Origin of the sequence: Xanthocytophaga agilis, assembly GCF_030068605.1 — a bacterium.
GTDB lineage: Bacteria > Bacteroidota > Bacteroidia > Cytophagales > 172606-1 > Xanthocytophaga > Xanthocytophaga agilis.
Genome location: NZ_JASJOU010000003.1, coordinates 81,218 through 93,868, shown reverse-complemented (window position 1 = coordinate 93,868; position 12,651 = coordinate 81,218). Strand labels below are relative to the sequence as shown.

The window sequence follows — 12,651 nt, the reverse complement described above, 5'->3', positions numbered from 1 at the left end:
AAATTTTGAGTTTATTTATGTAATATGCTAGTTAAAAGCAAAGTGGTTTTTAAGAATATAAAGCTGTTTTTTGAAATTAGATTATTATAAGGTAGCATGCAAATTCAAATTTAGACTCTTTGCAAAATTTTGAAGAAAGTATAATAATATAGATTTGAGCTTGATACTAAGCTATCTATCCAATATTCGTACTCAACTGGAACAAAGGCAAATACATCGCTACCAGAATCACTCCCACAATTAAACCCAGAAAGATAATAATCATCGGTTCGAGGGCACTGCTCAGCAAGGAGCTACGGTGCTCTACCTCTTCGTTATTCTGAACAGCCAGCTTGTCAAAGAAGAAATCGAGCTGGTTTACCTCTTCGCCTACCTTAAGCAGGGCTATCATTTTGGCATCGTAAATCGAAAAGCGGGACAAGCTTTTGTGAAACAGCTCCCCTTGCAGGATGTCTTTTTCTACCTGTTCCAGGGAAGTCGCTATTGGATAAAAGTTGATCATCTTACGTACCAACCCTATCGCCTGCAGCAAGGGCACCCGTGCTCCAATCAGCAAGGCAAAGGAGGAACACAAACGGGCCAGGTATACTCTCCGTACAATTTCACCTACAATCGGTAGTTTCAGAATGAGTCGGGTGCTGTGGCGCTGAAACCATTCCTTCTGCTTGTTCATACGCACAAAGGCCACAATCAGGGCAATGAGCACCAGCAATGTCCATCCATAGGATTCCAGCGCTTTGGACAGTTTGATGATCTGGGCTGTCAGGTAAGGGAGTTCGCCGCCAAACCGTTTGAACACATCCGAGAACATAGGTACGATAAAGCGAAGCATAAACCCTACCGCTCCTACAGAAGTAGACAATACAATGATAGGATAGGAGAGCGCCTGCATCATTTGCCGGCGTTGCTTCAGCTTTTTGGTATAATAGGCCGCCAGTTCGGTAAGTACCTGTGTCAGCTTGCCTGTTTCTTCCCCAATCTGCAAACTATAAAACTCATACGCTGAGAAATGTTCTGTCTGCCGCACCGCTTCCGAGACACTGGCCCCACTGATGATGCTTTCCCGGATGGTGCGTATCAGGTCTTTTAGCTTAGCTTTGCTTTGCTGATCTTCCAACAGCTCCAGCGATCCCTTGATATCCACCCCAGCCGATAGCAACACCGATAGTTCCAGGTAAAACGATTCCTTAAACTTATCGTTGATCGGGCTAAAAAGGGTAATATCTTTTTTGAGAAAGGCCAATGGGTCCTTCTCTTCTGAATTTTTCGCTCCAGTCTGGTTTTGAGGCAATGCCAGTTTGCTTATATCTAATCCTGCCATGAAGGTATATACTTAATAGGATTGTGTCTGTTGTTCGAGTTTCCAGAGAGTCTGGTAATCATAGGACTTCTGAAAGTGAAACAAATAGGTTTCTCCATTCACCAGTCCTTTAAAGAATAATTCATCTGCAGGGTCAGTAGCTCGTACCAGATTCTTTCCCTGCCAGTGACAGATCAGCGAATCAGGACGCATATAAAACGTATCTATTACCGTTTGCTGCGTACGAATAATTACCGTATCCCGAAACGCATATTCGGTGGCTGTTCTGGGTTGAGTCGTGTATGCATCTTGTTTGTAGGTTACGGTTAGTCGGTTTGCATTCCAGTACAAGCCTTCTGCCTGTTCGATATCTTTATGCAACGTATTCTCCAGCAAACTGATCTGAGTTTGTCGTTTGGCCTGAGCAAAAAACAGATGGTAGCGGTGTTCAATGGCTGCCATCGCTGCATACACAATGACCAGAAGCAAGGCGCTCACAGCCATCACCGTCACCATCTCACTAATGGTAAAGGCTGGGAGAGTAGTTTCCATGACTCTTCTGTTCGTTGACTTATTTGGTAGCAATGGCATGATCCAGATAAATGATTTCCTGATGTATATAGGCTTTCTGCTTAGGGATAGTAAGCAAGCCTGTTCCTGTATAGGTTGAGGAACTGGCTAGAGACTCATCTGCTTCCGGTATTGGGGTAAAGGTTAGCGTTAACAGGAGCAGATTCGGCGTGTTCTGGTACATGGTTATCTCTCGTGTTACCGTTCCTTCCGGAAATGCCAACTGCGTATTCCGGTAATCCGACTGTTGTTTGGTTTGCTGGGCATAATGGATCAGCCATAGCTGCCATCGCTGCCCCTGAATCGTGATACCCGAACGGGTCACCTGCATATATAACAACAAAGCGGCTCCGGTTACCAGAGTTAGTACTACCATCGCTACGGTAAGCTCTACCATCGAAGAAGCTTTGAGACGTTTGGTCAACTGTAAACAGGTTTTAGATAGCCAGTTAAGTTTCGTTGTGTGTGTCATACGTTTAAAAGCTGGTTCGTTACTCAGTCCAGCCACATCAGAATACGAGTAGGGGCTTTACTGAGTAAGGGACTTGTTAGAAACACCTTAGGTCGTTTGTCTACATTGATCTCTGTATTCATCAGGTAGTTTTCGTAAAGGGCAGAAGGCGTTCTGAGAAACAGTCGCCTGCTTACCAATGTACCATGGAGTATGCCTTTGAATTCTATTAATCCATCACAATACACATAGCCTCGTAGTAAACAATCCGGTTCAATGTCTAGCCGATCTTTGAAAGCTTCCAGGGTAGAAAGATTTTTAGTGGGATTATTGACTATAACCAATCCTTCTATCACAGATTTCTCGTCTATTCGCATGTAACATCCCTTGGTGCTGCTTACACAAACTGCACTCGGGTAGGTAAGCTGTACATTGTTTTCAATCTCTACTGTATCCTGTGCCAGCACCTGTATCTGTCCTTTAAACCCCGAACGAATAATAACCCGCCGGGCTACAATCAACACATTTTCAAGCTGGGCAGAGGAGGAAAGCACCAGCGTCTGACTGGTATGTAAAATAATATTTCCTTTTAATCGGCCTGACAACTGAATGTTTTCCGGACTGGTATATACCAAAGGAGCTTCCAGAAATGAATGCTGATATGGAGAACGAAGCTGCTGAATAGGACGGACCTGCGGAGAGGCTGCTATGGCCGTATAAAAGGCAAAACGTTCCTGGTATTCATTCGCCAGATCTGGCAGTTGGGCAGTGCTTTTTCGTTGCTGAGCAGGTTCCGGAATCTCTCCACTGAATCCTCTGCCATCTATATACGAAGTTCGGATGCCTGCCTCCGGCAAATAACAAATCCCCTTGATCTGTGTATCTCCTGTCAGGGTGAGGGGACGTTTTTCGTCTGTTAGATAGAGAGCTGCTTTTGCGATAGAGTCTGGCAAGCTAGCCAGTAGAGCCGCCTGCTGTTCATGATGACGTCCCCGAAAGGCTCTGACAGCCGCAAGGGTATATACTCCCCACGGTTTGCGGGTGAGTTCCACACTATCGTTTCCTTTCTGAAAAAGGTCAAACTGCACAGGGGTATTCAGTGGAAACGAGTTACTTCCTTGCAGAATCTGAATGCCTGAGTGTACATTTCGTACCAATTCTTCCTGAATCCGATCTCTGGATAGAAGCAGATTACGGTAATAGACAATGCCTACCAGTGCACTACACAAAAGCGTGATGATGGTACTGACAAAAAGTACTGTTGGCAACATTCCTGCTTGTAACTGTACCCGTAGTAATCGCATGTTTACACACTTTATGGTTGCTACCCGGTTGTAGTATCCGGTTTTTTCCGGCTTTTCTTCTCTTTGGGTTCTTTATTTTTCTTCTCTGTCTTCGGTTTTTTAGCAGACTTTTGCTTTTTTTCAACAGGCTGAGAAGAATCTGTCTTTTTCTTCTTCCAGAAAAGGAGTTTTTCTGTCCACTTTTTCTTTTCAGAAACCGATTGCTCTTTTGCCGCCTTTTTCTTCGCTTTCAGCTCTGCTTTTTTCGCCTTTCGTTCTGCCTTCTTTGCCTTTTTGCGTAGCTTACGGGCAGATTCTTTCTTTTTCTTAGGCACAATTAGTTTGCCCTTCTTGTATTTTTCAACAACGACAGAATCAGGGTTGGCTGTTGGATAGATTCTTCTGCGACCATGTAAAAAACCATGTTTTAATGTGCCTTCTTCCTGTATCGCTCCCTCCGGACTATATAGTACATATTTTCCATGCTGGAGTCCATGTTTCCAGTTTTCTGTTTTTTGCAGTGTGCCATCTGCATACCAGTATTTCCAGAAATCTACCTTCAAGCCATAGGATAGCTGCCCTTGTGCCAGCAGGTCTTTTTTATGATTAAAAAGCTGGTATTTTCCATGAACAAGCTTGCCACTATATCCACCCTGGGTCTGTTTAAGACTACCACTGGTATACCAATGATAGGTACGTTGCAGATCTGCTTTTTGCCTGGCAGAGGGTGCTGCAATTGTAAAGTTTTCTACACTGTCCCCATGAGAAATCGTGATATGCTGCGTATTAATCGCATCTCGGTTTAACGAACGCAAAGACTGGCCCTGGGTAACTTTGAAAACAAGGAAGAAACCTGCCAGTAGTATCAGACGATATATATAAATAGTTGAAAATGAGAGATGCACAAGGATTAAATAAAGTAATGCGTATTCCTGTAAAGGTATTGGGTTATCTGTAATCTATTTATGATAGATTGAGTTTGTTTCTTACAAAGAAAGAAAATGATTTGTTTTGGGATTTTTAGCTTTTAACTCTTTTAAAAGGTCTTTCGCTTGTATCATGGCTGTAAATTACCAATTTAGATAAGCTCCCAATACAATCTTTCCTTATAGTCAAAAAGAGGAATTAAAAAAGTCTGGAGAGTAGTTCTGTACTTGCTATCCCTAATTTCATGAATAACATCTAAGATATACACCAGTGACATATAATTGTCACTGGTGTAATTTTTTGTTGAATCTTAAACTAGTATAATTAGTATAGTTAGACACTAAGATTTACTGTTGTACAGTGTCATCTGTCTGGGTTGCCATATTGATAGTGGATGCAGGAGAGGCATTGTTAATTATATTTACTTTCTTTTTAAATACATTTCCTCCTGACCAGTTATTTGTTTCTCCTCCTGTTTTTTCAAATGTAATAGGATCTATAAATGTAGACCCTGCTACATCTGTTATATTAACTGCTTTAATCGTGCCACTACTTTGTGTACCTGTACTTCTAACAGTGCTTTTATTAATAAGGATGTTGTTAGTAGCAGTCAAGGTATATCCATTCAGATCAATTCCACTGCCTTCCGTAAGTGCAAAAGTTGAAACTGTAAGACTGGAAGGTAGTTGAGGACAAACCGTACATGTATTTACTATTACAGTACCTGCTGTGGTAGGTATATTACTTTGTTCCCAGTTTTGTGTGTCATTCCACTGATTCGTAACTGCATTGCTCTTCCATACATAGGTAGGACCTCCCAAACCAATAGTATAATACCCGCTAACAAGTGATTTACCAGCCTGATTACCATTTTGAATCGAAAAAACCAAACGGTTGCTTGCATCCAACGTGGGTATCAATGCTGCTCCCTGACTGTTAGTGACTACAGTAAAGTTTCCTGTAGTTGCAGAACGATATAACAAACGATAATTAGCAGAGGATGTACTTAAATTTGCTGGTATTGATAATCCTGCTTGTATGAAGTCGAAGCTTAATGTGGCATTAATCTCTCCATTTTTCTGTAAATACCAGCTACGTTGCCAGCGATTGGATATTTCTATAGGTAGATCTGTCGTAATAATGGAATTGGTGGTAATATTATGTCCTGAAAAAAGAAATTCATTGGATGCATTCAGTGATCCGTTAACTTCTGCTAATTCTGACAATATCAATCCGCTTCCACTGGATGCCCGTTTATGTCGGTCGGCTCCATCAATAGTGCCAATCCCTTGCACATCATAGTTGTAAGAAACATCAGGAGCATTATAAAAATCACTGGTAGCAGGAATTGTCAGGTTATATTTAGCAGCCAGATAGTTTTCAACAATAATGCGTTGAGTGGGTGTTAGTGCTTGGCTAAAAGCTATTATCTCAGCAATATCTCCATTCAATGGCCATGCATAATCGCCAGATGCATTAGCAGCTCCTATACGTACCAATTGATTAGTATAGTTGGCCATTAAAAATCCTTTGGTACTACTAGCCAATGGATTTCCATTGATAAATCCTTTGGTTGTAGTAGAATTAGAAGTTTCTATATTTTGCATAGTTGCCATTAGCCAGCTTCCCTGGCTTATACTTCCTGCAGTAGTCGTTCCATCTGTTGGAACTCCCGGATAATTTCCATTCACCCATGAACTCATCGTTGCATTTAAGGCGGTTGGGTACCCATAAAGCCATATACCAGAATGATACCCAATTGCAATAAAAATAGATTGTGCAGTGTTGGTTGTATTATTTAATGCCCCCGAATTAGTCCGTGCAATGGTAAAAATAGTATTGCTGTTGCTCATCAGTGTTCCAATGTTATTTCCACTGATTTCCAGATACTGATAGGCATTGGAGCGGTCAAAATGAATTACAGGTCGGCTATTAAGGCTATTGCTTTGATAGGTAGGTTTATTATTGGTACTGGATTGTAAGGCATGACGGTTATTGCCTGATCGGTCAGTGAAACTGGAAATGACACTACCATTACTAGTAACAGGCAGCTTAGATGCATCCAGCCATAAAGCATTGGTTAGCGAACTACCTACCCCACCTGGACCTGTAAAATCCAATGATCCTGTTACTTTCCCTAAGGTATAATAGCCGGTAGGTAGATTTGGATAGACAAAAGTCAATTCATCGCCATTCTCTAATACAGGAACAAGAGGTTGATTTGAACTATTTACAACTTCAAATGGGCTATTTGGATTTGCCCGATACAATAAACGAAACTCGGATGTAATAGCTGCCAGATTGCCAGGCGCAGTAATCTCTCCATCGCTGAAATCGAAGCCTATCTTAACATTTACAGATCCGTTTGCCTGAATATACCAATTACGATCCCATCTATCTGCTATGGGAATAGATGTATTGGTATGAACCAGTGTATTCGTAGTACTATTATGACCAGCTAACACAAACTCATTACTGGTATTCAATGTATTATCTAACTCACTCAACGTTAATCCTTTTCCATTTCTGGCAATGGGATTTTTTTCAGAGCCATCAATAGTGCCAATCCCTTGCACATCATAGTTGTAAGAAACATCAGGGGCATTATAAAAATCACTGGTAGCAGGAATTGTCAGGTTATATTTAGCAGCCAGATAGTTTTCAACAATAATGCGTTGAGTGGGTGTTAGTGCTTGGCTAAAAGCTATTATCTCAGCAATATCTCCATTCAATGGCCATGCATAATCGCCAGATGCATTAGCAGCTCCTATACGTACCAATTGATTGGTATAATCAGTCAATGGATACGTAGATGTATTAGTTCCACCTGGGGTTCCATTAAAAAAGGCACCACCTATTGTGTTAGTTGATGTTTCTTCGTTTCTTACTGTTGCCAGAAACCAATCCCCTTGATTGATAGAATATGAAAAACCGTATGCTGTTACAGGTGCAGGGTTTAAGTTCATATTTCCCCCAAGCCAATTGGTACAAAATATATTAGTAGCATTCGGATATCCATAGACTTCAATTCCTGAATGAGACCCCACTGCTGTAAAGATAGATTGATAATTGCCAATGTTATTTGCATTGTTATTAATACCACCAGAATTAGCTTTTGCTACTGCAAATATTGTATTGCTATTACTCATTACAGTACCAATATTGTTTCCACTGATTTGCAAATACTGATAGGCATTGGAACGGTCAAAATGAATTACAGGTCGGCCATTCAGAGCATTTGTTAGATAGGTAGGCTGGTTAGCGCCATTACTTTGCAGGGCGTGTCGGTTGTTTCCCGAAAAATCACTCCACTGAGATAGTTTGGCACCATTGGTTAATATACTCAGTTTAGTGGCATCCAGCCACAACGCATTGGTGCTGGTGTTTCCCACTCCTCCTGGGCCAGTTTGGGCATGAGTAGTTGGAAAGAATAAAAGGGCGCAAAACAAGCCTAGACATATAAGCCTTACTGAAGTTGAAAAATGAAAATTACTTATAATTCCTGAACGGTGGTGAAACTGTAAGATTAGTTGATAAAAAGACATAAAATTATGTGTTGTGGGATAATAGTTGTGCCTGAACTTATCAAGCGGTTTGTACTTTATCTTAATTCTAAAATTTCTTTAGATGTAACATTTGTAACAGAAATAATTGTTGCTGTCTGAGTAATTTCTATCAGATTGAAAGATGGCATAATAAGATAAAAACTTGTAAGTTGTTTATAATGAATATCTTAGTCTGGGAGTGATAGGAGAGTGTACGTAATTCATACAAATAGAAAAAGAGAAAGTCTGAGATAGTTTATCTTAGTAAAACAGATGAAGTGCAAGTGGAACAGAGGTTTAGTTCTGTGTTGCAATTACTATTATCTTAGTGTGTTATAAGGAGAGTGTGGGATATAGAAGTATTTAGTAGTAGACAGCACCATACATCTGTTGGAATCTCTTTAAACAAAAAATCCTCTAACATGCATTACCTGCATATCAGAGGATATGTATATTTACTCACAAAAATATAGCTCCTTATATCAACGTATCCAGAAACGCTTCTGCTTCGGCAAATGTCGGAAACTGCCGTACGGGCATCTGGCTGGACTTGGCTACCTTGCTCAATTGAAAGGCTGTTACAAAGTCCTTAGGGGCAACTTCTGCCGTATGTCGCAGACCATTTTCTGTAAGCAGCTCCTGTGCCTGTTTATGAATGCCTAATACCTCTGCCGGGTGAGTGAGCATAGTAGTCAGGTCAGTTAACAATGTAAAGTTAGGCTTTAGTAATGCCAGTGTCTTGCGCCAGTCGGATATATAATTGGCGACAGACTCCGGGTTTCTCCAATATCCGAGTACTTTCAGATATACTCTGTTCTTTGTTTCGTCTATGGCGATTTCGTACTGTGGTGTTTTTACTATCTCTTTCATAGGATGCTGGTGTATTCTGAAAATACAAAGTGTGCTATTCAAAATGATGCTACAAAGAAATTAAAAACATATGTAATTAGTCAATTGCTTCAAAATGAAAAACTTACAATATTATGGATAAGTCGTAATTTATATGTGCTGCTTGGTGCCTCAAGTCTGTATACACACATAATCGCCCTACCTGTTTCAGAATAAATGTTCAGGACAAAGAATAGAAATTCTACAAAACAGCAAATAATAGGAAACATATGTTGCAGATGCATATCTGCAACATATGAAAAGCGTAAAGTGCTGACAAGGCCCGTAAATGAAGGTTTTTCACCTTTATTGCTATCTGGGATCAGGTAAAAATAAACGTACTGCTCATGTGTTGATTTCTTGTTTATACCACTACCAATTGATTCTAAAATTATACATTTTGTGTTGTATCCGGAATATTTATGCAAGAAGGAGTTTTTTGTATCCTATAGAAAAGGTACATAGGTTCTGTTGTCTGAGCGAAACCAAAAGCATGAAAAGTAGCAAAAGTGTTTTCACTTCTTGTACTTCTTTAAGTTGAATCATACATGTGTCCGCCTTTTTTCCTAGGTAAATCTGCTCTATATTCCTCATTGCTACTAGTGTTAAAGTTCGTAGACATACAAAGCTGATTCATAGGACATTTTTTTCGATTTGTCTTTTTTCTGGCAATTTACCATTTACTTGACCCTCTGATTGGGTATCTAAGAATAGATAACACTGCTAAAAGAAATATCACTTTAGGTATAATTGCTGCATGTTATGTTTTTACTTTGCCAGCTAATGATATGATAATTTCCAGGAATCCTGACCAGGATGCAAGTCTTCTGCAAACTGCTGCTGCTTATTCTTCATTGGATATCAGTTCTATGGATAAGAATTTTGAAGAAATACTCCAGCTTGTGTCTTTAATATGTGGGGTGCCGATTGTGTTGATGATAACGATAGAGGGCGAGAAACAGTGGGTGAAGGCAGAAAAGGGATTGAATTTGTCTGAATTACCCTATGAAATACCTTTCTGTACCCAATTGATTCGTCAGGAAGGATTGTTTCTAACCAATGACATAAAAAAAGAAAAGCTTTTGTGTGGCAACCATCTGCTTAAAAATGATTCCCATATTTGTTTTTATGCAGACATCCCTCTGGTTGATTCTGAAAAACATCAGATAGGTTCTTTATGCATCATGGATTATGAAGAACATGCCATTATTGAAGAGCAGGAAATGATATTACAGGTGCTGGCCGGACAGATTGTAAAAAAGCTGGAACTGAAACAACGTAACGAAAGTCTGATAGCACTGCTGGATCAGGCACATGAACAGGCACAGAAGATCTACCATTTGCATGAAATCAATAGCCGTATTCTGTCCGTTATTTCCCATGATCTGCGTAGCCCGTTAAACCTGATCAGTGGTATGCTTTCGCTTTTGTCGGAAGAGGAACGTATAGAAGACGATCTCAAATCTATCATAGACAAAACATCCCGCATGCTCTATATCACAGACCAGATGCTAACTAGTCTGGTACAGTGGGGATTTGCCCAGCAGGAAGGAAACGAAGTTACAAAAGTTATCTTTACCCTGTGGGAACTGGTCGACAAGGTACGTCAGGAACAGCTGCCTATGGCTGAAGCCAAGGACAACCAGATTACAAACCGGGTAGATAAGAAAATACAGATACAGGCTGATAAAGAGATGATCCGATTTGTGTTGCGTAACCTGGTAGGCAATGCCAATAAGTTTACAGACTCAGGAGAGATCACCATTCTGGCCAGTCAACTGGAGGCCGCTGTACAGATAGAGGTAACAGATACTGGAAAAGGAATGAGTCAGGAGTTTATGGAGGGTGTATTTGAGCGGCATCAGACCAGCCGCGGGACGCAAGGCGAGAAGGGACTGGGATTTGGCCTGATGATGTGCCGGGCATTTATTGAAGAACACAATGGGCGTATTGAGGTAAAAAGTGAGGTAGGGAAAGGAAGCATCTTCTCGATTTTTATTCCACAGGAGATATAGCTATATGCCTTAAAGATACACTAGGATGAATTTAGAACGTATTAGTTGTAGTATAACTAATAGTGTGCACATACAAGGCCTCCTTTCTAAGGAGGTCTTTGTATTGTAAGCCTGCTATATTTTCTGAAAGTAGTGTCAATAGGATACTTATTGCATTGGAGGTAGAATTGAGTACCTTTGCGCACTAAATTCTTTTTGTCTCTGCTGCCGTTCTGTCATAAACTGTGGCACCAATCCTATACAAGCCCATGCATATAATTCCCGCCATAGACCTGATAGATGGCAAATGTGTTCGCCTTACACAAGGTGATTATTCTCAGAAGAAAGAATACAACTCAAACCCGCTGGAAGTAGCACAGATGTTTGCCGATGCCGGACTGAAACGGTTGCACCTGGTAGACCTGGACGGGGCAAAACAAAAGCGTTTGGTAAACCATAAGGTGCTGGAAAAGCTAGCAACCCATACTTCCCTGCATATCGATTTTGGCGGAGGGATTCAATCAGATGAGGATATACGCATTGCCTTTGAAAGCGGTGCCCAACAGGTGACAGGAGGCAGCATTGCTATTCGTAAACCCGAATTGTTTGAAAGTTGGTTAAAGCAGCATGGCAATGAGAAAATTATTCTGGGCGCTGATGCCAAAAACGAACGTATTGCTGTAAGTGGATGGGAAGAGACTACCGAAGTATGGATCTATGATTTTCTGGAAGAGTACTCACGCAAAGGAGTCAAATATGTGATCAGCACTGACGTAGCCAAAGATGGGCTGCTACAAGGCCCTTCCTTTGAGCTATATAAAAATATCCAGGACAAGACACCTGAGCTGAAACTAGTTGCCAGTGGCGGGGTTAGTAACATAGGGGATGTGGAAAGATTGGCAGAAATGAATATTTTTGGGGTGATTATAGGAAAAGCCATTTATGAAGGAACGATTCAGCTTGCTGACTTGTCCAGAATGGCAAACGCCTAATGTATGTCTCATTTTTTTCTATTCCGCTTATGCCTTCTTTTGATATTGTTAGCAAAATTGATGGTCAGACTCTGGACAACTCGATTAATACTGCCAAGAAAGAGATCCTGAACCGCTATGACTTCCATGGCTCTAAATCTGAAATAGAGCTGGATAAAAAGGAAAATACGATTCAGGTACTGACCGAAAACGAAATGCGTATGAAAGCTATTCAGGATGCCATTATGGTACGGATGGCTAAACAGGGACTTGATCCGAAATCGCTGGATATGGGTGAGTTGGAAGCCGCTTCCGGAAATATGGTGAGACGAAAGATTCAGGTGAGACAGGGGATTGATAAGGATACTGCCCGGAAGATTGTAAAGATTATCAAAGACAGTGGCTTAAAAGTACAGCCAGCCCAGATGGATGATCAAATCCGGGTCACCGCCAAAAAGATAGATGATCTTCAGGCGGTAATAGCAAAACTCCGCGCGTCAGACATTGGCCTGCCGTTACAGTTTGTAAATATGAAGTCCTGATATATGAACTTGATAGCCCAGAAATGGGCTATTTTTTTGTCTTTACAGATTTTGTGAACCTTTGTTGGTACAAGCAGCTTCCTGCAGTTGGTGATTGTCTTTTTTATTTCTCTTGCTAATGGGTGAATGGGTTCTAACCCTGTTTTTTTAATGCCCATAACCTATCTCTCCTTGCGGCTT

The 12,651-nt window shown here is 40.9% G+C and carries 10 protein-coding genes; 3 read left to right on the top strand and 7 right to left on the bottom strand.

Annotated elements, in window-relative coordinates; all coding sequences use genetic code 11:
• Window positions 1-175: 175 nt before the first annotated feature.
• From QNI22_RS10860 to QNI22_RS10830, 7 genes are all read right to left on the bottom strand, one after another.
• Window positions 176-1,321, bottom strand: coding sequence for a type II secretion system F family protein (locus QNI22_RS10860; RefSeq protein ID WP_314510655.1), 1,146 nt, complete (start codon window positions 1,319-1,321; stop codon window positions 176-178).
• Window positions 1,322-1,333: 12 nt separating this feature from the next.
• Window positions 1,334-1,852 (bottom strand): PulJ/GspJ family protein, encoded by a 519-nt coding sequence (locus tag QNI22_RS10855; protein WP_314510654.1) that lies wholly within the window; start codon window positions 1,850-1,852, stop codon window positions 1,334-1,336.
• Window positions 1,853-1,871: 19 nt separating this feature from the next.
• Window positions 1,872-2,342 carry a hypothetical protein gene (locus QNI22_RS10850; RefSeq protein WP_314510653.1) on the bottom strand — a complete coding sequence of 157 codons (471 nt, stop codon included), beginning with the start codon at window positions 2,340-2,342 and terminating at the stop codon, window positions 1,872-1,874.
• Window positions 2,343-2,365: 23 nt separating this feature from the next.
• Window positions 2,366-3,625, bottom strand: coding sequence for a bactofilin family protein (locus tag QNI22_RS10845; protein ID WP_314510652.1), 1,260 nt, complete (start codon window positions 3,623-3,625; stop codon window positions 2,366-2,368).
• 20 nt (window positions 3,626-3,645) lie between these two features.
• Window positions 3,646-4,509 carry a toxin-antitoxin system YwqK family antitoxin gene (locus tag QNI22_RS10840; RefSeq protein WP_314510651.1) on the bottom strand — a complete coding sequence of 288 codons (864 nt, stop codon included), beginning with the start codon at window positions 4,507-4,509 and terminating at the stop codon, window positions 3,646-3,648.
• A gap of 369 nt (window positions 4,510-4,878) precedes the next feature.
• Window positions 4,879-8,076, bottom strand: a complete 3,198-nt coding sequence (locus QNI22_RS10835; RefSeq protein WP_314510650.1) for a hypothetical protein — start codon at window positions 8,074-8,076, stop codon at window positions 4,879-4,881.
• Window positions 8,077-8,553: 477 nt separating this feature from the next.
• On the bottom strand, window positions 8,554-8,946 hold the full coding sequence (locus QNI22_RS10830) for a hypothetical protein (RefSeq protein ID WP_314510649.1): 393 nt from the start codon (window positions 8,944-8,946) through the stop codon (window positions 8,554-8,556).
• 806 nt (window positions 8,947-9,752) lie between these two features.
• Here QNI22_RS10830 and QNI22_RS10825 point away from each other — a divergent pair.
• The 3 genes from QNI22_RS10825 (at window position 9,753) to QNI22_RS10815 (ending at window position 12,471) form a co-directional block, all read left to right on the top strand.
• Window positions 9,753-10,979, top strand: a complete 1,227-nt coding sequence (locus tag QNI22_RS10825) for a sensor histidine kinase (RefSeq protein ID WP_314510648.1) — start codon at window positions 9,753-9,755, stop codon at window positions 10,977-10,979.
• Window positions 10,980-11,227: 248 nt separating this feature from the next.
• The gene (gene hisA, locus QNI22_RS10820; protein ID WP_314510647.1) at window positions 11,228-11,950 is read left to right on the top strand and encodes a 1-(5-phosphoribosyl)-5-[(5-phosphoribosylamino)methylideneamino]imidazole-4-carboxamide isomerase; all 723 of its coding nucleotides are present in this window, start codon (window positions 11,228-11,230) and stop codon (window positions 11,948-11,950) included.
• Between the two features lie 29 nt (window positions 11,951-11,979).
• A complete protein-coding gene (locus tag QNI22_RS10815; protein WP_313989470.1) occupies window positions 11,980-12,471 on the top strand; it encodes a YajQ family cyclic di-GMP-binding protein in 492 nt (163 codons plus the stop codon).
• Window positions 12,472-12,651 lie beyond the last annotated feature (180 nt).